Genomic DNA, 21110 nt, shown 5'->3' on the forward strand with positions numbered 1-21110 from the left:
CACCTCACCTCTGAAATTAACCGCGCTTGAGGTTGACAACTTCTTGCAAGATTTCATCAGAAGTGGTGATGATGCGGGAGTTTGCTTGGAAGCCGCGCTGTGCGACGATCATCTCTGCAAACTCATTGGTGAGATCCACGTTGGACATCTCCAGCGCCCCGACTTGGAGCAGACCGGTACCCGTTGCCGGATCGCCAGGTGCTGCCAGCACAGGTTCGCCGGAGTTCGGAGAAGTTCTGTACAGCGATCCGCCAACTTTTTCGAGGCCGGACGGATTGCCAAACTTGGTCAGGCCGATCGGGCCGAGCGTCGTCGCTTGGCCTGCACCGTCGACGACGGTCAGCACGCCTTTGCTATCGAAGGAGAACGATTTGACGGCAGACATATCGTCCACTTGGATCGGTGCGCCGCCGCTGTCAGCCACTTTCCAACCATCCGCATTCACCAGATACCCATCTTGGTCAAAATAGAAGTTGCCAGAGCGCGTGTAAAACATCTCGTTGTTCTCATTGACGACGGTGAAGAAACCTTCGCCGGTGATCGCAAAATCGAGCATGCGATTGGTCACCTGCGGCGCCCCGTTGTTCATGATCGTATCGATCGCCGAGATCGTCGAACCGAGGCCGATCTGCTGCGGGTTGGTCCCGCCGAACATATCGTTCGGTGCGCCTGCGCCTGCAATCGTTTGGCTGATGATGTCTTTGAACATGACGCGACCAGCTTTAAAGCCGGCGGTGTTGACGTTTGCGATGTTGTTGCCGATCACATCGAGTTTTGTTTGAAACCCTCTCATACCGGAAATACCTGAGTACATGGAACGAAGCATCGAAGAGTCCCTCCTTATGTTTGGAGCCGCATCGGTCGGTCAGCGGCCTCGGGCATCCACATCGTGGTCCAGCCCACTACGCAAAAACTGCGCTGTCAATCTTTGTGAAGACATGATCGTTCATGTGTGCAGAATCGACCGCCGTGATCACCGTTCTGTTTTTGATCGAGATCACATAGGCGGTGTCTTTGTACATCACCAGCGATTCCCGTCCGCCTTTTGCAGCCACCTTGTCGACCGCATCTCCCAGCCGATTGAGATCATCCTGCGAAAGTCTGATGTTGCGAACTCGCAAGCGCTCAAGGGCATGAGCGGAAAAGGTAACCCCTTGCTGCTTCGCAAGGCTCTTGCTCAATTCCTCTTGAAATGAAGTTCCCCCTGTACTGCCTGGCCTCACCTTGCGCGATGCGATCTCGCGGTCGAGAGCGATCGGATTCGACACAGGCCGCAGGAGCCAATTTTGGCTCACGTTCCCCACCCCCTGCTCGAAGGTTACTCAGCTTTTATCGTTTCGATTGCAGCCAGGTCAACTAATTCTTCGCCCACTTGCACTTTCACGACGCCTTCCACCATTTTGACAGCTGCCACTACCCCTGTGACCGCCTTCCCATCAGCCCCCGGATAGGAAACTGTTTTGCCAAGCATCGACGACCCGAGCGACACCGCGCTCATCTGCACCACCAAAAGGTTGGCAGTAGCAACTTTGTTCATCTGCTCCAGCGAAGAAAACTGCGCCATCTGCGCGATGAACTCTCGGTCTTGCATCGGTTGCGTCGGATCTTGATTCGCCAGCTGTGCGAAGAGGATTTTCAGAAATGCATCCTGATCGAGCTCTCGCTTGATCTCTCGGTCAGGGCGCGATTCATAGCGGTGCGAGTTGTCGATTTGAATTGGATTCGCCACTTTGCCAACTCCTTCTCTCTACGCGGTAACGTCGATGCTGTCAGGCTCGATGATCATCTGATCTTCGATCGCTGACACATCGCTCAGCGTGAACGTGTCAACTGTCGCCTTGCGCGATTGTCCACCCTGTTGCTCGCGTGCATTTTGCCCCGATCCTCTGTGCTCTGGCAACCCCGAGCCCAGATTGGATTGGCCGTTTGCAGAGGACTGCACCTCGATGCGGTCATACTGAATCCCCTGTGCCTGCAATTGCAGCTTCAGCCCTGCGAGCGCGGAGTCGAGCATCCCCCTCGATGCTGAAGAGTCGGCGATCAGCTGAACTGAGATCTGTTTATTGATCGATTGGATGCGCACTTCCACCTCACCGAGCCCTTGCGGCTCCAGGATGATGCGGAATTCATGACGACCTGGTGACTCGATCAGCGAAGCTCGTTTGACCAACATGCTCGACAGTTCAGAGCGCAGTTGATCGGCGCGCATCGTGACGACCGGCTCCAACTTTACAGTTCGCTCCGGAAGCTTCAGATACGCTTGAAGATCGAACCCGGCAGCTGGCGGCAGATTGTCCGCCTGTTTCACCTGCACCCCTTCGGTCGCCTGCTTGGCCGATGCGCCACCTGCTGTGCCCTCTTCGGTCAGCATCGCCGAAGCGGCCAGCTTCCCGCCTTCTGGCATCGCCGCACCTAGCAGCGCTTTGTCAGCATCGCTTTTCACTCCCGCTCCAAGCAGGAAGCTTTGCAGCGTGTGCAGCGACATCGTCGCCTGCAGTTTCCCAAGTGCGCTGTTCGTCATGCCCGTCCAGCCTATGTCGAGCGGTGCCAAACCGCCCTGCTCAGCTTTGCCCGTCAGCACCGCTTCGATTTGGACCGATTGCATCAGCGTTTGCAGCAGGATTGCCGTCTTGCTTTCTGGTGTCGCCAGTTGCGGTTGTGCGAGCAGCGTCTGCATCATCTTGCCGAGCGCCGCGTTAAACTCTGGCATCAGCTTGGGATTGGCGGTGAGCGTCTCAAGCGGGTTGCCCTGCGGATTCTCAAGCAGAGCGGTCAAGAGCTCAGAGGACACACCAAACTTTTGCAAGACTTGCGCCAGATCGGCATTGTCGAGCGGGAGGTCGTTCAACAAGAGCGGTGCTGCCATGCCATTCGCCAAGGCAGCCAGCGCGGCCAACAGACCTTCCTGATCGCTTTTCTGCGTTTCACCCGCTTGCTGAGCTGCACCAGCAGCTTGTAAGAGCAGGTTGAAAGCGCCAGCGCCATCCCCTTTGCCAGCGGCGGCAAACGCCTTGGCTCCAGCAGATGCGGTCGGTGCAACACCCATGTTACCCACTTGCAGTTCCATCATTTTCACCTCCTTTCGCAAACTATTGACTCATCATCTTCGCGGCGATCGCAGGTTCCATCTTCTCTAAAATTGCAGCTTGCGCTTTCGAGCTCATCTTGCTCAGGAACTGCTTCGCTTCTGTCACCGATAGCTGGCTTAAAACGAGCGCCGCCTTCGCTGGCGACATGTTCGCATAGACATCCGCTTGCGTTTGCAATGGATCTTTCTGCCCAACAGAGCCCTTCTTATCCAGCTCGGCGATCTGTTTCTTCAGCGCAGCGATCTCGCCATCCTTCTTCTTCATGTCAGAATCTGCCTGCTGCTTTTCATTTTCCAACGCGGTGATCTGATCCTGAAGCTCTTGGATCTTCGCTTTGTTCGCTGTTGCTTCCTGCTCTTGCGGATCGGCCTCGCCCTCCTCTGCCGGAAGCAGGCTGGAGATCACAGGAATCTCGCGAGCCGCACTGGCGATCTTCCCTGTCACATCGACCCCGAGAAACTGGAGGATGATACCCGACAAAAGAGCGGTCAGCAGAAGCGGGAGGATGATGATGTAAAACAACCATTCGACTTTACTGTAGCGATGTTCCGCTTCCATGATGCCTCGCTTCACCTCCCTTTGCGACGACGCAACACAGCAGCCGCCTCATCCAGCGCCTCCTGCGCCAGCTTGTCCTGATGCGCCCGCACTTCCAGTCGACGTCTCTCTTGCAGTTTCGTCCACATCTGCTCGTCGAGAAAGCGATCCTGTAACGCTTCGTGCTTGTCCTCACAGTCCACCTTCTGCTTGGCGATCACTTCTGCCTGCTGTCGCATCAGGCGGTTTTGAGCATTCATGAAGAGAATCCATGCGTGCAGTTGATCGGTGGAGATCTTCTGCTCGGTGGCACGGTGCATCTCCTGATGTGCCACATCGTGCTGGTCGACCATCGTGTAGAGCTTGTCGTACTCATCATCCAGCTTCCGCTTCGACTGGGCGTACTCCCAAGTCGCTTGCTGCGTAATGCGATTTTTCAGCGTGGTGATCTTCTGTAGAGAAGCCAGGGAAACTGTCATACCTCGATCCCTCCGAACGTCTCAATCAGTGCGTTTCGAGCGCTTTCTAAGTCGCTGTGCTCATGAACATCTTGCGCCGTAAAGCGCTGAATCGCTGGTTGATGCATGATCGCCTTGTCGATCTGCACGTTGTTGCCGCGCTGGTAGGCGCCGATGTTGATCAGGTCTTCAGAATCTTTGTAGATGGAGCTAAGTTTTTTAACGACTCCTGCGGCGCCCTTATGTTCAGGCGACACCAGGTCGTTCATCACGCGGGAGACGCTCGCCAGCACATCGATCGAAGGAAAGTGCCCACGGTTGGCAATCTGACGAGAGAGCACGATATGTCCATCCAGAATTCCTCGCGCAGCATCGGCGATCGGCTCGTTCATGTCATCCCCGTCGACCAACACCGTGTAAAAGGCGGTGATCGTTCCTGTCTCGCCTGTGCCTGCCCGCTCCAAGAGCTTGGGCAGCGTCGCGAAGACGGAAGGCGTGTACCCGCGGGTGGTCGGAGGCTCTCCGATCGCCAAGCCCACCTCACGCTGCGCCATCGCAAATCGAGTGACCGAGTCCATCATCAGCACGACATCCTGCCCATGATCGCGGAAATATTCGGCGATCGCGGTGGCGACCAGCGCTCCTTTGATTCGCACCAGCGGCGGTTGATCTGATGTCGCGACGACGAGCACGGAGCGCGAGAGCCCCTCTTCGCCTAAGTCCTTTTCGATAAATTCTCGGACTTCGCGTCCCCGCTCCCCGATCAGCGCGATCACATTGATATCTGCCGATGTGTTGCGCGCGATCATCCCGAGCAGCGTGCTCTTGCCGACGCCAGAGCCTGCGAACAGGCCGACGCGCTGTCCTCTCCCCACGGTGAGCAATCCATCGATGCAGCGCACACCGACCGAGAGCGGCTCCTCGATCCGCTTTCTCGTCAGCGGATGAGGAGGTTGGCGCATCGCGCTATACGTGTTCGGACTGTCGAGCGGTCCCTTCCCATCGATCGGTTGCCCCAGCCCGTCCAGAATGCGACCGAGCAGATGTGGCCCAACCGGAATCTGCAAGGAGTTCCCTGTGGCGACCACATCGTGACCAGGCCCGATCGACCCCAGATCGGAAAGCGGCATCAGCAGCACGTTGTTCTCACGAAAGCCGACCACTTCTGCCAGAATCGGTTCCACGCCGGGCGATTCGATCTGGCAGACATCTCCGACGGTGGCCACCGGCCCTCTCGACTCGATGGTCAGCCCGATCACCTTGGTCACTTTGCCATTGACCTTGATCGTGCGAATGCGATTCAACCGACCGAGATACTTTTCGAGCTTTTCCTGACTGCTCATGGCTCAAGGCTTGCAGCGACATCCTGCAACGCCTTTCTCACCTCTTCCAATTGGGTGTCGATGCGCGCGTCAATATTGCCAAAAGCGGTGCAGACCACACAGCCGCCAGCCTCGACGCTGCCGTCCTTGATGATCAACAGCTCCGTCTGTCCAGGCACCGCTTTGCGCAATCGCTCACGGCTTTGCTGCACGATCTCGTGGTCATCCGGGTGCACATGGACTTCGACTTTGCCCCCGTCATGAATCTCTTCGAGAGCGGCCCGCACCACCTCGATGACAACCGATCGGTCCGCGCTGCTCTCGCGAAGCATGACCTTCTTGGCCACCTCAAGGGCGAGGTCGACGATCATCGGCTCCGCTTCGTACAGATAGCGGCGGCGCTCTTCCACAGCGGACAGGTATTGCTCCTGTGCCGCCTGCAAGGTCGCTGCATATTCTGCTGCTGCCTGTGCTGCCCCTTGAGCAAATCCTTCCTCATACCCGACCTGCTTGGCCGCTTCCACCTCGGCATGCAAGGTCTGTTGCACCTGTTGCCGCTCGCGGTCGAGCAACCCTGCCGCCTCCGCATTCGCCTGTTCGACGATGCGTTGCGCCCTTTCGTGCGCCGAAGCGACAATCCCCGCCGCTTCCTGTTCGGCAGCTTGGCGCAAGATGTCCAACTCGCTGAGATCGGGCGCTTCCACCGGCTCTTGCGCGATCGGATGCACCTCTAACCGGTACGCTTGCTGAGTAAACGACGCTTGCTGTGCTTTGAGCAATTTAGACAATTACATCGTCTCCCCCACCGCGAGCAATCACGATCTCGCCGCTCTCTTCCAGTCGGCGGATGATGCCCACGATGCGTTGTTGTGCTTCCTCGACATCGCGCAGTCGCACAGGGCCCATAAACTCCATATCTTGGCGGAACGTTTCCACCATCCGCTTCGACATGTTGCGGAAGATGACTTCCTGCACCTCTTCGCTGGACACTTTGAGCGACAGCGCCAGATCGTTCGTGTCCACATCGCGGATCACGCGCTGAATCGCGCGGTTGTCGAGCGAGACGATGTCTTCGAAGACGAACATCCGCTTTTTGATCTCTTCGGCCAACTCTGGGTCTTGGAGCTCCAACGATTCGAGAATCGTCTTCTCCGTCGAGCGATCGACGCCGTTGAGAACCTGCACGATCGCATCGATACCGCCGCCGCTGGAAAAGTCGTGCATCGCCATCTGCGACAGTTTGTTTTCGAGCACGCGCTCCACTTGGTTGATCACTTCTGGCGAGGTGCGATCCATGATCGCGATGCGCCGAGCGATGTCCGCCTGATGCTCTTGCGGCAAGGCGGAGAGAATCATCGAAGATTGAATCGGATCAAGATAGGCGAGCACGAGCGCGATCGTCTGCGGGTGCTCATTTTGGATAAAGTTTAGGATTTGATTCGGATCGGCTTTGCGGGCAAAATCGAAGGGACGAACTTGTAGAGAAGCGGTCAGACGGTTGATGATATCGATCGCTTTTTGCGAACCGAGCGCCTTTTCCAACACATCTTTTGCATACTCGATCCCACCCTGCGAGATATACTCCTGCGCTTGTGCGATCGAATGGAACTCATCGAGCACATCCTCTTTTTGTTCGTACTCGATCTTTCGCACGTTCGCGATCTCCAGTGTCAATTGCTCGATCTCGTCCTCGCGCAGATGCTTGAATACTTTCGAAGCGATTTCTGGCCCAAGTGAGACGAGCAGAACGGCCGCCTTTTGACGCCCGGTAAGTTTTTGTTGCATGCGCGCCACAAGCAGTCACTCCTACTCTTCTACCAACCAGGTACGCAACAGGTTGACAAATTCTTCCGGTTTTTGGTTTGCAAGTTTCTCCAGCTGCTTCTTCATCTTTTGCGATTCCGATTCTTCCATCGCCACCGCGACCTCTCGGGTGGTCGGCGCTTCGAGCACCGGCACATCGGTCTGCTTGCGACGACGAGTCAGCGCATAAGCGCCACCGCCGAGCAGGACGAGTGCTGCAGCCAGCGCCCCCAGGAACCACGGCTGTTGATAGAACGAATCAGATGCGAACGGATTTTCCGGAGCGACGAACGCTTGTCCGGTGACGGTGATCACGTCGTTTGCTGTGCCGTCGTTCTTGCGACCGATCGAAGTGGAGACAAAGTTGGTGATCTCGTCTTTCTTCGCCTGCGTCAAATTCGGATCGTTCAACAACACCGACACTGTATAAGCTCCCACGCGGTAGAGCGATGTCTCACCGTTTTCCACATAGGTGTTCCACTCGTAGTTGGTCGTATTATCCTTTTTCGAAGAGGACTGATTGCCCTGCGTGCCAGCCGGATATTGCTGCTGGTTGTTGTTGTTTTGCTGTTGTCCGGCCGCTCCGCCACCCTGCGTGCCTTCCGTCTCTTCGCTCACTTCTCGGTTGGAGATCACTCCACCGCTTGTGGAACCTTCGATCGGAGGGGTCAGCTTCTTGTCTGTCCACGTCTTCTGATCAAAATCAACATCTGCATGAACAACAACCGCAACATTGTTCAGACCGACAATCCGCTCCAGCGCATTACGAATCTTTTTAGTAGCTTCTTGTTCGACTTGAATTTGGATCTGTTGTTGTTTGCTCAGTTTCCCATCTGTTCCCACACCAGCTAACGCCTCTCCTTGGTCATCGACCAAGCGGGTGCCATTTTGGTCGACGATCGCCACATTTTGCGGCAGCAGACCTTGAACCGAATGTGCGACCAGCTGCTGAATCCCACCGATCTGATCGGTGGTCAACGCGACTCCAGGCGCTAGTGAGAGCAGGACGGACGCTTTCGCATCCTGCTTCGCTTGCGAGACAAAAAGCTTCTTCTCAGCCTGTACGACGCTGACCTTCGCTTCTTGCACGCCCTTGATCGTCTGAATCGCGTTGGCGATATTGCCTTCTGTTGCCTGTTGGTAGCGGACATCGAACTCTTTTTCCGTCATCCCCAGACCAGATTGATCAAAGACCGAATATCCCGGCGTCGCAGATTGTGGAAGTCCGTCCATCGCCAGTTTCATCCGCGCCTCATGCTGGTACTTCTCCGGCACGGAGATCGTATCGCTCCCCACTTGGTTGGGGATCTTTAGCTCGTCGAGCTTACTCGAAAGCTCGCCTAAGCTGGCAGGCGTTTGATTCGCGAATACCACTACATAGTTCGGGCGAAGTGCGAACCAAGAGAGAAGGGATACTGTGAGTATAAAGAAGACGCCAACAAGGAGAAGGTTCCGCCGTTGTCTCTTTTCTAACTGCTTCCAATATCCTGTGAGTTTTTCGAATAATTGCTTAAGCTTGTGGTTCACAATTTCACCTCGTCGTCACTTACTCCCCACACTGTTGCTCACGCAATCCCCTATACTTGCATTCGCATTACCTCTTGGTATGCCTCCATCGCTTTGTTGCGAACCTGCACCATCAACTGAAAGGATACCGATGCTTTTTCTGCTGCGATCATCACCGTGTGCAGATCGGTCTCCTGTCCGCTGGCCAGCAGTTCGGTCAGCTGGTCTGCCTGTTTCTGCTGGTTGTTAACCCCTTCGATCGCTCGATTTAAAAAATCAGAAAAAGATGGACCTTCCGACCTATTTACCCCTTGCCCCTGCAGGGCTTTTGTCGGATTGAGCCCGGTTACTTGCAACGCATTGTTAATCCCTTCGATCATCTGGAGCTGCTCCTTTCTTATCGACCGATCTCAAGCGCTTTTAACGCTTGGGACTTGGCCGCGTTGATCGCAGTGACGTTCGCTTCGTAGCTGCGGGTCGCGGAGATCATGTCGACCATCTCGCGAGCGATGTCAACGTTCGGCATTCGCACATAGCCGTACATCGGATCGCCCGGCTCTTTCACCGCATCGGGATGGCTCGGATCGAAGACGAGCTTGAACGGCGTTTCATCCTTGACGATCCCGGTGACGCGCACGCCCTGCCCAGATGCTTGTCCCATCTCCTGCGCCAGAACGTTTTGAAACGAGGTCGCTGTGCGCTCTCCCATCGTGACGATCTGTCGTCGATACGGCTCTCCGTTGACGCCGCGCGTCGTGTTGGCGTTGGCGATATTTCCGGCGACGACATCGAGGCGCAGGCGCTGTGCTGTCAGACCTGAAGCGCTGATGTTGATACTATCGAATACTCCCATGCTTATCGCTTCCCTTCACTGATCGCATACTTGAGCGTTGCAAACTTGCCGTTGATCCGCTGTGCCAATGCGTTGTAGAGAATTTGATTTTCTGCGAGGTTGGTCATCTCGACGTCGATATCCACATTGTTGCCATCAAGGCGCATCGTCGTGGAAGTATCGGTGACCGTCTCAGGCTTCACCTCAGAGATCCGATTGGTCCCGATCGCAATGTGTCGCTCGTCTGTTCGACGACCGCTCATCGCAGTTCCTGCCAACACTTGCTGCAGCGTATGTTCAAATGATACATCGCTGCGGTTGAAGTTCGGTGTGTCAATATTCGCAAGATTGTTTGAGATCACTTTCTGTCGCAGGCTAGCGGCATCAAGCGATCGCTCTAGCAATGAGATAGCTCGATTGTTGATAAACGACATACGATCACCCTTATGTTTTGATAGGTATGTATATCTTTCTTCGCGATGTTCGAAAATCCTGCATGATTCGACAACTCAAATTCAAACTGACATTCACCATTTTATAACTATTACTTATATCTTACTAGGGACTTTCGCCCTGACTCGACATTTTTCACACACCCTTCACAGGGACAAAAAAAAGACGCGGTCACGTCCGCGTCCTGTCGATCATCTTGACTTCATATCTTCTAACAGCGGGAGCAGTTTGGGGTTCAAGATCTTGATGTGCGTGCCTTTCATCCCCAATGAACGCGCTTCGACTACGCCTGCGCTCTCCAATTTGCGCAGTGCGTTGACGATCACCGAACGCGTGATCCCCACGCGATCTGCGATGCGAGAGGCGACCAGCAGTCCTTCGCGCCCATTCAGCTCGGCAAAGATGTGGTCGACCGCCTCCAGTTCCGAGTAGGACAGCGATCCGACCGCCATCTGCACAATCGTCCGCTCTCGCCCTTCCTGAAGCTTTTTTTGTGAGGTGGCGCGCACCAGCTCAAGCCCGATCAAGGAAGCGCCATACTCGGCGAGCACGAGGTCTTCCTCTGTCATCGGACCTTTTTGCCTGGTCAGCAACAGCGTCCCCATCCGATCCCCCTGACCGCGGATCGGCACGATTGAGAGGTACGCGCGCTCCTCTGTCAAGCCAGTGCAAAACGGGGTGTTCTCCTGGATATTGGTGCGTGTAAACTCATGGCTGTACAGCTTGGCGACAAAATCATCCGGCAGGCAGACGCATCCATCCGCAGCCTTGGGCAGCTGCGAGATGTCGATCAGCTCAGCTAACGCATGGCCGAGCAGCCTGCCTTTGTCGTCCACCAAAAAAACGTTGGCGAGGATGATATCGCGCAAGCTTGCGGTCAGCTCTTCATAGCCGACGCGCATGCCATCTGCACGTTGCAACAATCGATTCATAACCCGCGTTTTGCTCAATAGTTCCATATCAGCCTGGTACCCTCCTGAGGTAAATTCCTACAGGATATAGTGGCTGAGATCCTTGTTCTTCACGATGCCTTCCAGTTTCTCCGCTACATATGCAGGCGTGATGACAATCTTTTCGAGCAGCACGTCTGACGCTTCGAAGGAGAGGTCTTCCAACAGCTTCTCCAGCAGAGTGTGCAGTCGCCGCGCTCCGATGTTATCCGTCTCCGCGTTGACCGTGGTGGCCAGCTCAGCGAGCTTCTCGATCGATTCTGGCGTGAACTCGACCTTGATCCCTTCCGTCTCCAGCAATGCGATGTACTGCTTGATCAGCGCATTTCTCGGCTCGGTCAAAATGCGTTGGAAATCTTCCGCAGTCAAGCTGGTCAGCTCGACCCGGATCGGAAACCGACCTTGGAGCTCGGGGATCAGATCGCTCGGCTTGGAGATGTGGAACGCGCCTGCCGCCATGAAGAGAATGTAATCGGTTTTGACCGGGCCGTACTTGGTCATCACCGTCGATCCTTCGACGATCGGCAGAATGTCGCGCTGCACCCCTTCTCTGGATACGTCAGGACCTCCTTGACGCTCCTTGCCAGCGATCTTGTCGATCTCGTCGATGAAGATGATGCCAGACTGTTCGGCGCGGTGGACAGATTCGGTCGTCACTTCATCCATGTCGATCAGCTTTTGCGCCTCTTCTTGGGCGAGCAGTTTGCGCGCTTCACGAATCGGCACTTTGCGCTTCTTCCGACGCTTGGGCAACATGCTGCCCAGCATCTCCTGGATGTTGTTCATCCCCATTCCTTCCATGCCAGCTCCACCGCCGAGCAGGTCCAACATGCCCGGGGTAGTATCCTCAACTTCGATCTCGATGACCTGGTCTTCCAGATCGCCGCTCTGCAGCCGCTTTCGGGCTTCGCTTCGTTGCTTTCGGATCTCAAACGAATCCTGTGGATTTTCGTCTTGTTGTGTACCAGCATTGCCACTAAACAGCATTTCAAACGGATTTTTGAAATTTTTGTTTTTCGCAGAGTCTGGAACGAGCAGATTGACGAGGCGATCTTCCGCCATATCCTTCGCCTTTTCCTCGACAGCAGCCATCTTTTCCACTTTGACGATGCGAATCGCCGTCTCGACCAGATCGCGAATCATCGACTCGACATCGCGGCCGACATAGCCTACTTCGGTGAACTTGGTCGCTTCCACCTTGATGAACGGCGCCCCGACCAGTTTGGCCAACCGGCGCGCGATCTCCGTCTTGCCGACGCCCGTCGGACCGATCATCAGAATGTTCTTCGGCGTGACCTCTTCGATCATATCTGCGGGCAACAGCGAGCGGCGATAGCGGTTGCGCAGCGCGACAGCAACCGCCTTTTTCGCCTTGCTTTGACCGACGATATATTTGTCGAGCTCTTCAACGATTCGCTTTGGGGTCAGCTCTTTCATGTTTTGCATCTCTCGTTCCCCCTCCTCTAGCCGATCTCTTCGACGATAATATTGTGGTTGGTGTACACGCAGATGTCGGCCGCGATCTTCAATGCGTTCTCCGCAACCTCGCGGGCGGAGAGCTCTGTGTGTTGGTAGAGCGCACGCCCTGCCGCCAGAGCGAAGTTCCCGCCAGAGCCGATCGCGATGATGTCGTCATCCGGCTCGATCACCTCACCATTTCCGGAGACGAGCAACAGGTGATCCCGATTCATGATGATCAACATCGCTTCCAAGTTTCTCATCATCTTGTCGGTGCGCCATTCTTTGGCCAGCTCGACCGCCGAACGCTGCAGGTTACCATGATACTCTTCCAGCTTGCCCTCAAACTTTTCAAACAGGGTGAACGCATCGGCGACCGATCCGGCAAACCCCGCGACAACTTCGCCGCGAAAGAGACGTCTCACTTTTTTCGCACCGTTTTTCATCACCATGTTTTGGCCGAACGTGACCTGCCCGTCGCCAGCCATCGCCGCTTTTCCGTTGCGGCGGCAGGCGAAGATCGTCGTGGAATGAAATTGGCTTTGACTCATCGTTCCGTCCCCTCTCGTCATGCCCGCGGATGGGCCATTGTGTAAACACGCTCCAGATGTTCGCGAGTCGTGTGTGTGTAGATCTGGGTGCTGGACAGGCTGACATGCCCGAGCAGCTCTTGCACGACGCGCAAATCTGCTCCGTTGTCGAGCAGATGGGTTGCAAACGTGTGTCGCAACGTGTGCGGGGAGACCTTTTGCATCCCCGCTAGCTGGACGACATATTTGTCCAAAATGCGCCGCACGCTCCGATCGGACAACCTCGTCCCGCGATGGTTGAGAAAGAGGGGATTGCCATCTCCTTCCCCCTGCTTGCGGAGCACCGGCCATGCGTCTTGCAAATAGCGTTCCAGCGCATCGATCGCCTGCTGCCCGAGCAAGACGTAGCGCTCTTTCGCGCCCTTGCCGTAAACGAGCGCCGCGCCTACCTCCAGATCGAGGTCGGCGATGTCCAGCCCCACGCATTCGCCGACCCGCACGCCAGACGCATACAGCAGCTCCAGCAGCGCCTTGTCGCGCAGCCCGAGCGGCGTCGAGAGGTCTGGCGCGCCCATCAACCGCTCGACAGCATCGATGTACAAAAAGTTGGGCAACCGCCGCTCCAGCTTTGGCAGATGCACACCTTTTGCCGGGTTCTGCTCGACAAGTCCTTCGCGGCGCAAGAATTCAAAAAACGAGCGGAGGGCCGAAATCTTGCGCGCGATCGTCTTTTTCTCCCGGTCGCGCGCCATGCGACCGACAAACGTGCGAACGTCCACATGTCCGATCTGGTCAAACGAGGAGCGCCCTTCTCGCCGCATAAACTCGATAAACTGTTCCAGGTCGGAGAAATAATGGTCGAGGGTGTGGTCAGAAACTCTTTTCTCCACCGCAAGATACTGCATGTACAAATCCACCAGATGATCGATCACCGGTGAATCGGCATGTTTTTGCTCCATCGCTCTCCCCACCTTTTTCTGCAACCCTATGTGAACGCGATTCGATTTAGACCCGAGCTGACCGCATGCGGCAGCCGGTTCGCCTTCCCCGCTTTGCGATCATCGCGCCGTTTCGCTCAGAGCTGATGTTCCGTTTGAAAAGCTTGCAGGCTCTCCAGCGCACGGTCTGCAATCATTTGATTTTTTTCCTGCTTGTTGCGGATCTTTTTCGCAAGCGGTGGCAACAGTCCGAACGTCGCGTTCATCGGCTGGAAGTTTTTCGCGCTGGTGTGCGTGATGTAATAGGCGAGCGATCCGATCGCCGTATCGCGCGGGAAGACCAGCGGCTCCTGCCCATCGAGGAGGCGGCAGGCGTTGATCCCGGCGATCAGACCGGCAGCTGCCGATTCGACATACCCTTCCACACCGGTGATCTGGCCTGCGAAGAACAGGCTGTTGCGCTGCTTGGTCTGGTAGGTCTGTTGCAGGAAGTTGGGTGAGTTGATGTACGTGTTGCGGTGCATGACACCATAGCGCACGATCTCCGCGTTCTCAAGACCCGGGATCATCTGGAAGATGCGGCTCTGCTCGCCCCACTTCAGGTGCGTCTGGAAGCCGACCATGTTGTACAGCGTCGCGGAGGCGTTATCTTGGCGAAGCTGGACGACCGCATACGGCTCTTTGCCAGTGCGCGGATCGGGCAGGCCCACCGGTTTGAGCGGGCCGAACAGCATGGTCTGACGGCCGCGGGTCGCCATCACTTCAACCGGCATACAGCCTTCGAAGAAGACCTCTTTTTCAAACTCTTTGAGCGGCACGACCTCCGCGCTGACCAACGCATCGTAAAAGCGATCGAACTCCTCGCGAGACATCGGGCAGTTGATATAGGCCGCTTCCCCTTTGTCGTAGCGAGACGCGATGTACACCTTGTCAAAGTCGATCGACTCTTTGTTGATGATCGGAGCGGCCGCATCGTAGAAGTACAGATACTCCTCTCCGGTCAAGTTCAGGATCGCCCGCGAGAGATCAGGAGAGGTGAGCGGACCGCTCGCGATGATGACGATGCCCTCTTGCGGAATCTCGGTAAGCTCTTCGCGGATGACGTTGATGTTCGGATGCTCCTGCACGCGGCGAGTCACCTCTGCAGAAAACGTATCGCGGTCGACCGCGAGCGCTCCGCCAGCCGGAACGGCCGTTTTGTCAGCCGAGCTGATGATCACCGAATCGAGGCGGCGCATCTCCTCTTTGAGCAGGCCGACCGCGTTGGTCAGGCTTGCTCCGCGCAAGGAATTCGAGCAGACAAGCTCAGCAAAATTGTCCGTTTTATGCGCATCGGTTGCACGAACGGGGCGCATTTCATACAGGTTGACGCGGTGGCCGCGCTTGGCGATCTGCCAAGCTGCCTCCGTACCTGCTAGCCCTGCCCCGATGACTGTGATTGGTTGTGTCATGCTGTCAGCTCCCTTCAGTGCCGATAAAAAGACAGGGGCAAACTACCCCTGTCTGCCCTCTGTGGTCACTTCTTCCTTATGACTGCATTCCGAACCGGAACACTGGATGACTTCTTTCCCTTCGCCTTTGCCGGTGCGCTTTGTGATCAAAGGTTCACCACATTCTGGACAGGCTCGGCCGGTCGGGCGATCCCAGATGATAAAATCGCACTCGGGATAGCGATCACAGCCGAAGAACACGCGCCTGCGCTTTCCTTTTCGCTCGACAAGTTGACCTTCCTTACACTTCGGGCAAGCGACGCCGATCTCCTTTAAGATCGGCTTGGTGTTGCGACAGTCGGGAAAGCCTGGACAGGCGAGAAACTTGCCGTAGCGCCCATGTTTGAACACCATCAGCTTCCCACACTTCTCGCAAGGGACATCGGAGACTTCCTCTTGAAGCTCTACGTGCTTCATCTCTTCCTCTGCCACGCGCAGATGCTTTTCAAAGTCGCCGTAGAACTCGCCGAGCACCTTCACCCAGTCGATGTCTCCGTCCTCCACTTCATCGAGCTCCTGCTCGATGGTGGAGGTGAAATCGACATCGATGATCTGCGGAAAGAACTCCTCCATCATCTCATGGACGATCTCGCCGAGCTCGGTCGGGAAAAAGCGCTTTTCTTCCAGCAGCACATACCCGCGCTTCTGAATCGTCTCCAGAGTCGGCGCGTAGGTGGAAGGACGACCGATCCCGATCTCTTCCATCGTCTTGACCAAGCGCGCTTCTGTAAAGCGGGGCGGCGGCTGAGTGAAATGCTGCTTCGGCTCCACCTCTGGCGTATTCAGCTGCTGTCCCTCGACCATCGGCGGGAGAAATTTCTCCTCATCCTCTTTCCCCTCATCATTTCCTTCAATATACAAGGTCATGAAGCCTGGGAACTTGATCTTCGAACCGGTCGCACGGAATTTCGCATCGCCGACCGCAATGTCGACCGTCATCGTGTCGAGTACAGCGGATGACATCTGGGAAGCGACAAAGCGATCCCAGATCAACTTGTACAAGCGGAACTGATCGCGGCTGAGAAACTCTTTCACCTTGTCGGGGTGGCGCAACACGGAGGTCGGCCGAACCGCCTCATGCGCCTCTTGGGCGCCTTTCGACTTGGTCGAATAGTTGCGCGGCTCAGGTGGAGAGTAGTCGGAACCGTACTGATCGATTATGTATTCTTTCGCTTCTTCCTGTGCAATCGTCGAAATGCGCACAGAGTCGGTACGCATGTAGGTGATCAGACCGACGGTGCCTTCCCCGCCGATATCGATCCCCTCATAGAGCTGCTGCGCGAGCGACATCGTTTTGGAGGCGCGAAAGTTCAGCTTGCGAGCTGCCTCCTGCTGCAGGGTGGAGGTGGTGAAGGGCGCTGATGGATTGCGCTTGCGCTCGGTCATCTTGACCGACTGGACGGTCCAGCTCTTCCCGGCGATCATCTTTTCGATCTCCTGAACCTCGCCCTCCCCTCTCAGTTCTCTTTTTTCCTCTCCGAAACCGTGGAATTTTGCTTCGAACTTGCTTTTGTCGATTTTGAAATGCGCGGTAAGCGTCCAATATTCTTCCGGCTCAAAGGCGCGAATCTCGTTTTCTCGATCGATGATCAAGCGTACCGCGACCGATTGGACGCGGCCCGCTGAAAGCCCTTTCTTCACTTTCTTCCATAGAAGTGGGCTGATCTGATAACCGACGAGGCGATCCAAAATTCGGCGCGCCTGTTGTGCGTTGACCAAGTTCATGTTGATCGAGCGCGGATGTTTAAACGCTTCTTTTACCGCATCCTTGGTGATCTCGTTGAACACGACGCGACATGGGCCGTCTGTGTCCACATTAAGGATGTGGGCGAGATGCCACGCGATCGCTTCCCCTTCGCGATCAGGGTCGGCCGCCAGATAGACGGCCTTCGCCTTTTTGCGGGCGTCTCGCAGTTCTTTCAAAATGTCGCCTTTTCCACGTATTGTTATGTATTTCGGAGAGAAGTCGTCTTCCACATCGACGCCGAGCTGCGACTTCGGCAAGTCTCGCACGTGGCCCATCGACGCTTTAACCACATATTTTTTACCGAGATACTTGCCGATCGTCTTCGCTTTGGCGGGAGACTCGACAATCACCAGATAGTCGGACACGACCCTCTCCCCCTTTCTTTATGTAATAGAATGCGTTTTCATTTGAAACTCGGGATGCTATGTACCAATATATATCACCTGTTTGCTTTTTGTCACGACCTATCGCGATTTTTTTAGGCGAACTCCTGCCATAGTAATATCCAATCCCGGGTGTGCTCAAACCAAGTTTTCAGAGAAAATCGAAGATCGAATCCCCTCGCTTCCCGCATCCTGCAACACTTTGCCCGACCGATCGATCGCATTCCTTCAATAATAAGCAGGTCGGGCATCGGACGCTCCTTTTCGCCTCGATGCCCTGTGCCCACAGTATCGGAAATCTCGTGCGATCATCAGTCCCGCAGCCAAAAGCGGTTGCCCGGCAGCGCGACGATGCACCCTTGCAACTGCAAGCGAAGCAAGGTCGTGTGTAAAGCTCCCGGAGGAAGACCGGTGCAGGCTAGCAGCTGATCGAGATGCTTCTCTCGTTCATCAAAAGCGCGCAAGAGAAGCTGAGCATCTCGATCGAGCGGGGGCAGGGACGTTTTTTCTGTAGGTGTTGGTTGCGGGGTGAGCCGGTAGTCTTCGAGGATGTCAGCAGCGGTGATGACCAGCTTAGCTCCTTGCTGGATCAAGCGGTTGGTGCCAGCGCTCGATCGAGCGGTGATCTGCCCTGGTATCGCGTATACATCTCGGCCTTGTTCGAGCGCTTGATCTGCGGTGATCAACGATCCGCTTTTCTCCCCCGCTTCCACCACCAGCGTCCCGCTGGCCAGACCTGCGATGATGCGGTTGCGAATCGGAAAGTTTTGCGGCAAAGCGTGCGTCTGTGGAGCCCATTCAGAGATGACCGCCCCGCCGCCGCCTGCAATCTCTTGCGCCAGTCGAACGTTTTCTCGCGGATAGATCTGCGACAGCCCGCTGCCGAGCACAGCGATCGTCCGCCCCTTCGCTTGCAACGTCGCTTGATGAGCGATCGTATCGATGCCTCTCGCCAAACCTGAGACGATCGTCATGCCGCCTGCGACCAGTGCGAAGATCAACTTTTCGGTCACAGCTCGCCCGTAGGTGGTCGATGTCCGCGAACCGACCACAGCAAGCGCCTGATCGCCTGTAGGAGGAAGCGTGCCGATGATGAACAGGCCGGCTGGCGGATCGTAGATCGACAGCAGAGCGGCAGGGTACTCCGCATCCGCTTGGGAGATGTAGCAGATTCCAGCCGTCTTCAGCTCGCTCCGCAAGCGAATGGGGTCAAAAGTCGCGCGGGCAAGCGAGAGCGAATGCGCCATCCGCTTGCGAACGCCTGCGCCACGCTGCATCTCCGCCGCATCCGCCTCCCAGACCAACCGCCAGTCACCAAAATGGTCGATCAATCTTCGAATCGAAACAGCGCCGACACCTGGCGTCATCGAAAGCCAAAGCAAAATGTCCTGATCGCGCATGAGGCTCCTCCTCTTCAGGTCTGTTCAGATAAAAAAGAGAGACTCACGGGGAGTCTCTCTTGCTGATCGCATCGAAATGTGCGATGGAGCGTATGATGAAAAGTTCTTACTTCACAGTCACTTTATCGAGCATGCCTTTTTCCTTGAGCAGTTCGACCATCGTCGAGCCCAGATCGGACGGGGTCGGAGCTACGCGGATGCCCGCAGCTTCCATCGCTGCGATCTTTTCAGCCGCAGTGCCTTTGCCGCCGGAGATGATCGCACCAGCATGGCCCATGCGCTTGCCAGGAGGTGCGGTTGCGCCTGCGATGAAGCCGACGACCGGCTTGGTGCAGTTCGCCTTGATCCACTCTGCCGCTTCCTCTTCCGCCGTCCCGCCGATTTCGCCGATCATGATGATCGCGTCAGTATCTGGGTCGTTTTGGAACAGCTCCAAGACGTCGATAAAGTTGGTGCCGTTGACCGGGTCGCCACCGATGCCGACCGCAGTCGATTGACCGATGTTTTGGGTGGTCAATTGGTAGACCGCTTCATAGGTCAAAGTACCGGAGCGAGAAACGACGCCCACGCGCCCCGGAGTGTGGATGTAACCTGGCATGATGCCGATCTTGCATTCGCCCGGCGTGATGACGCCTGGGCAGTTCGGGCCGATCAGTCGAGTGCGCTTGCCTTCCATGTAACGGCGCACTTTGACCATGTCGATCACCGGGATGCCTTCGGTGATGCAGATGACAAGATCGAGATCTGCGTCGACCGCTTCCATGATCGAGTCTGCCGCATATGCTGGCGGAACGTAGACGACCGAAACGTTTGCGCCGGTCGCTTCTTTCGCTTCCACGACCGTGTTGAAGATCGGAATGCCTTCGATTTCGGTGCCGCCCTTGCCCGGGGTTACACCTGCAACCATGTTCGTGCCGTATTCAACCGCTTGTTGAGTATGAAAAAGGCCTGTTTTACCCGTGATGCCTTGGGTCATGACCTTCGTATCCTTGTTGATCAAGATAGACATTAGGTTATCCTCCTTCGCTCGTTATTACTTCACCAGTGCGACGATCTTCTGTGCAGCGTCAGCCAAGCTGTCTGCCGCTACGATGTTCAGACCGGAATCGTTCAGCATCTTTTTGCCCAACTCGACGTTCGTGCCTTCAAGGCGCACGACGAGCGGGTGTTTGAGGCCGAGCTCTTTCGCAGCTGCGATTACCCCTTCTGCGATCGTGTCACACCTCATGATACCGCCGAAGATGTTGACCAAGATCCCTTTGACGTTCTCGTCAGACAGGATGATCTTGAACGCTTCCGTCACCTTCTCCTTGGTCGCGCCGCCCCCAACGTCGAGGAAGTTCGCCGGTGTGCCGCCAAAGTGTTGGATGGTATCCATCGTCGCCATCGCGAGACCTGCACCGTTTACCATGCAACCGATGTTGCCATCGAGCGCGATGTAGGTCAGGTCAAACTTGGACGCTTCGATCTCTTTCGGATCTTCTTCATCGAGGTCGCGCAGTTCCGAGATGTCAGCATGGCGGTACAGCGCGTTGGAGTCGAAGTTCAGCTTCGCATCCAGCGCGACCACGCGGCCATCGCCGGTGACGACGAGCGGGTTGATCTCTGCGATCGAGCAGTCGTTGTCAACAAACGCGTTGTACAGTGCGGTCATGAACTTCACCGCTTGGTTGACCAGCTCTTTCGGAATGTTGATCGCGAATGCGAGCTTTTTCGCTTGGAACGGAGCGAGGCCGATAGCCGGGTCGATCGCTTCTTTGAAGATCTTCTCCGGAGTTGCTGCTGCCACTTCCTCGATCTCGGTGCCGCCCTCTTCGGACGCCATCATCACGACGCGCTGCGTCGCGCGGTCGACGACCAGGCCGATGTAGTACTCTTTTTTGATGTCGGACAGCTCTTCGATCAAGAGACGCTTGACCACTTTGCCTTCCGGACCGGTTTGGTGGGTGACGAGAGTCATGCCCAGGATCTGCTCTGCGTATGTACGAACTTCGTCCACGCTCTTGCCGAGCTTAACGCCGCCTGCTTTGCCACGGCCGCCCGCGTGGATCTGTGCTTTCACTACAGCTTTGCCGCCCAACTCTTGAGCGATCTCCACTGCTTCATCTACCGTAAAGGCCACGCGGCCGTTCGGAACCGCGACGCCATACTTTTTCAAGACAGCTTTGCCTTGATACTCATGGATGTTCATTCCGCTTCCTCCTCCACTCGTTT

Annotated in this window: 22 protein-coding genes; all 22 read right to left on the reverse strand. The window is 56.0% G+C overall.

The genetic code is table 11. The features are described from left to right. Window positions 1-16: 16 nt before the first annotated feature. A complete protein-coding gene (flgG, locus tag ACFSOY_RS15380) occupies window positions 17-826 on the reverse strand; it encodes a flagellar basal body rod protein FlgG (protein WP_386048080.1) in 810 nt (269 codons plus the stop codon). Between the two features lie 76 nt (window positions 827-902). Further along, window positions 903-1295 (reverse strand): TIGR02530 family flagellar biosynthesis protein, encoded by a 393-nt coding sequence (locus tag ACFSOY_RS15385; protein WP_386048082.1) that lies wholly within the window; start codon window positions 1293-1295, stop codon window positions 903-905. A gap of 23 nt (window positions 1296-1318) precedes the next feature. After that, a complete protein-coding gene (locus ACFSOY_RS15390) occupies window positions 1319-1729 on the reverse strand; it encodes a flagellar hook capping FlgD N-terminal domain-containing protein (protein WP_386048084.1) in 411 nt (136 codons plus the stop codon). A gap of 18 nt (window positions 1730-1747) precedes the next feature. Continuing rightward, entirely contained in the window at window positions 1748-3067 is a 1320-nt protein-coding gene (locus tag ACFSOY_RS15395; RefSeq protein WP_386048086.1) for a flagellar hook-length control protein FliK, read from the reverse strand. A 22-nt stretch (window positions 3068-3089) separates the two neighbouring features. Next, window positions 3090-3647 (reverse strand): MotE family protein, encoded by a 558-nt coding sequence (locus tag ACFSOY_RS15400; RefSeq protein ID WP_386048088.1) that lies wholly within the window; start codon window positions 3645-3647, stop codon window positions 3090-3092. Window positions 3648-3658: 11 nt separating this feature from the next. Then, on the reverse strand, window positions 3659-4105 hold the full coding sequence (locus ACFSOY_RS15405) for a flagellar export protein FliJ (RefSeq protein WP_386048089.1): 447 nt from the start codon (window positions 4103-4105) through the stop codon (window positions 3659-3661). Beyond that, entirely contained in the window at window positions 4102-5427 is a 1326-nt protein-coding gene (gene fliI / locus ACFSOY_RS15410) for a flagellar protein export ATPase FliI (protein WP_386048090.1), read from the reverse strand. Before fliI ends, ACFSOY_RS15405 begins: the two co-directional genes overlap by 4 nt. Further along, on the reverse strand, window positions 5424-6194 hold the full coding sequence (gene fliH / locus ACFSOY_RS15415) for a flagellar assembly protein FliH (protein ID WP_386048092.1): 771 nt from the start codon (window positions 6192-6194) through the stop codon (window positions 5424-5426). The genes fliI and fliH overlap by 4 nt, the downstream gene beginning before the upstream one ends. After that, window positions 6187-7191, reverse strand: coding sequence for a flagellar motor switch protein FliG (gene fliG, locus ACFSOY_RS15420; protein ID WP_386048368.1), 1005 nt, complete (start codon window positions 7189-7191; stop codon window positions 6187-6189). Before fliG ends, fliH begins: the two co-directional genes overlap by 8 nt. A 21-nt stretch (window positions 7192-7212) precedes the next feature. Further along, a complete protein-coding gene (gene fliF, locus ACFSOY_RS15425) occupies window positions 7213-8736 on the reverse strand; it encodes a flagellar basal-body MS-ring/collar protein FliF (protein WP_386048094.1) in 1524 nt (507 codons plus the stop codon). A gap of 50 nt (window positions 8737-8786) precedes the next feature. Next, window positions 8787-9095 carry a flagellar hook-basal body complex protein FliE gene (gene fliE / locus ACFSOY_RS15430; RefSeq protein ID WP_386048096.1) on the reverse strand — a complete coding sequence of 103 codons (309 nt, stop codon included), beginning with the start codon at window positions 9093-9095 and terminating at the stop codon, window positions 8787-8789. A 17-nt stretch (window positions 9096-9112) separates the two neighbouring features. Next, window positions 9113-9568: a flagellar basal body rod protein FlgC gene (gene flgC / locus ACFSOY_RS15435; protein WP_386048097.1), complete on the reverse strand. Its 456-nt coding sequence runs from the start codon at window positions 9566-9568 to the stop codon at window positions 9113-9115. A gap of 2 nt (window positions 9569-9570) precedes the next feature. Beyond that, on the reverse strand, window positions 9571-9981 hold the full coding sequence (gene flgB / locus ACFSOY_RS15440) for a flagellar basal body rod protein FlgB (RefSeq protein WP_386048099.1): 411 nt from the start codon (window positions 9979-9981) through the stop codon (window positions 9571-9573). Window positions 9982-10191: 210 nt separating this feature from the next. Beyond that, window positions 10192-10959 carry a GTP-sensing pleiotropic transcriptional regulator CodY gene (gene codY / locus ACFSOY_RS15445; RefSeq protein WP_386048101.1) on the reverse strand — a complete coding sequence of 256 codons (768 nt, stop codon included), beginning with the start codon at window positions 10957-10959 and terminating at the stop codon, window positions 10192-10194. Window positions 10960-10989: 30 nt separating this feature from the next. After that, complete coding sequence (hslU, locus tag ACFSOY_RS15450) at window positions 10990-12396, reverse strand: ATP-dependent protease ATPase subunit HslU (protein WP_386048103.1); 1407 nt, start codon at window positions 12394-12396, stop codon at window positions 10990-10992. 17 nt (window positions 12397-12413) lie between these two features. Then, window positions 12414-12959, reverse strand: coding sequence for an ATP-dependent protease subunit HslV (gene hslV / locus ACFSOY_RS15455; protein WP_386048104.1), 546 nt, complete (start codon window positions 12957-12959; stop codon window positions 12414-12416). A gap of 17 nt (window positions 12960-12976) precedes the next feature. Beyond that, window positions 12977-13897, reverse strand: a complete 921-nt coding sequence (gene xerC / locus ACFSOY_RS15460) for a tyrosine recombinase XerC (protein WP_386048106.1) — start codon at window positions 13895-13897, stop codon at window positions 12977-12979. Window positions 13898-14013: 116 nt separating this feature from the next. Beyond that, window positions 14014-15327, reverse strand: coding sequence for an FADH(2)-oxidizing methylenetetrahydrofolate--tRNA-(uracil(54)-C(5))-methyltransferase TrmFO (trmFO, locus tag ACFSOY_RS15465; protein WP_386048108.1), 1314 nt, complete (start codon window positions 15325-15327; stop codon window positions 14014-14016). Window positions 15328-15369: 42 nt separating this feature from the next. Further along, window positions 15370-17478, reverse strand: coding sequence for a type I DNA topoisomerase (gene topA, locus ACFSOY_RS15470; protein WP_386048110.1), 2109 nt, complete (start codon window positions 17476-17478; stop codon window positions 15370-15372). 329 nt (window positions 17479-17807) lie between these two features. Further along, a complete protein-coding gene (gene dprA / locus ACFSOY_RS15475) occupies window positions 17808-18896 on the reverse strand; it encodes a DNA-processing protein DprA (RefSeq protein ID WP_386048112.1) in 1089 nt (362 codons plus the stop codon). Window positions 18897-19002: 106 nt separating this feature from the next. Further along, complete coding sequence (sucD, locus tag ACFSOY_RS15480) at window positions 19003-19905, reverse strand: succinate--CoA ligase subunit alpha (RefSeq protein ID WP_386048114.1); 903 nt, start codon at window positions 19903-19905, stop codon at window positions 19003-19005. A 24-nt stretch (window positions 19906-19929) separates the two neighbouring features. Further along, window positions 19930-21087, reverse strand: a complete 1158-nt coding sequence (sucC, locus tag ACFSOY_RS15485) for an ADP-forming succinate--CoA ligase subunit beta (RefSeq protein ID WP_386048116.1) — start codon at window positions 21085-21087, stop codon at window positions 19930-19932. Window positions 21088-21110 lie beyond the last annotated feature (23 nt).

Origin of the sequence: Tumebacillus lipolyticus (assembly GCF_042682745.1) — a bacterium.
In the GTDB taxonomy this organism is placed as follows: Bacteria; Bacillota; Bacilli; order Tumebacillales; family Tumebacillaceae; genus Tumebacillus_A; species Tumebacillus_A lipolyticus.

Coding starts and splice junctions, on each gene's coding strand:
- flgG (WP_386048080.1), bottom strand. CDS start 826: ATGCTTCGTTCCATGTACTCAGGTATTTCCGGTATGAGAGGGTTTCAA.
- ACFSOY_RS15395 (WP_386048086.1), bottom strand. CDS start 3,067: ATGGAACTGCAAGTGGGTAACATGGGTGTTGCACCGACCGCATCTGCT.
- ACFSOY_RS15400 (WP_386048088.1), bottom strand. CDS start 3,647: ATGGAAGCGGAACATCGCTACAGTAAAGTCGAATGGTTGTTTTACATC.
- ACFSOY_RS15405 (WP_386048089.1), bottom strand. CDS start 4,105: ATGACAGTTTCCCTGGCTTCTCTACAGAAGATCACCACGCTGAAAAAT.
- fliI (WP_386048090.1), bottom strand. CDS start 5,427: ATGAGCAGTCAGGAAAAGCTCGAAAAGTATCTCGGTCGGTTGAATCGC.
- fliG (WP_386048368.1), bottom strand. CDS start 7,191: ATGCAACAAAAACTTACCGGGCGTCAAAAGGCGGCCGTTCTGCTCGTC.
- fliE (WP_386048096.1), bottom strand. CDS start 9,095: ATGATCGAAGGGATTAACAATGCGTTGCAAGTAACCGGGCTCAATCCG.
- flgC (WP_386048097.1), bottom strand. CDS start 9,568: ATGGGAGTATTCGATAGTATCAACATCAGCGCTTCAGGTCTGACAGCA.
- flgB (WP_386048099.1), bottom strand. CDS start 9,981: ATGTCGTTTATCAACAATCGAGCTATCTCATTGCTAGAGCGATCGCTT.
- codY (WP_386048101.1), bottom strand. CDS start 10,959: ATGGAACTATTGAGCAAAACGCGGGTTATGAATCGATTGTTGCAACGT.
- hslU (WP_386048103.1), bottom strand. CDS start 12,396: ATGCAAAACATGAAAGAGCTGACCCCAAAGCGAATCGTTGAAGAGCTC.
- hslV (WP_386048104.1), bottom strand. CDS start 12,959: ATGAGTCAAAGCCAATTTCATTCCACGACGATCTTCGCCTGCCGCCGC.
- xerC (WP_386048106.1), bottom strand. CDS start 13,897: ATGGAGCAAAAACATGCCGATTCACCGGTGATCGATCATCTGGTGGAT.
- trmFO (WP_386048108.1), bottom strand. CDS start 15,327: ATGACACAACCAATCACAGTCATCGGGGCAGGGCTAGCAGGTACGGAG.
- dprA (WP_386048112.1), bottom strand. CDS start 18,896: ATGCGCGATCAGGACATTTTGCTTTGGCTTTCGATGACGCCAGGTGTC.
- sucD (WP_386048114.1), bottom strand. CDS start 19,905: ATGTCTATCTTGATCAACAAGGATACGAAGGTCATGACCCAAGGCATC.
- sucC (WP_386048116.1), bottom strand. CDS start 21,087: ATGAACATCCATGAGTATCAAGGCAAAGCTGTCTTGAAAAAGTATGGC.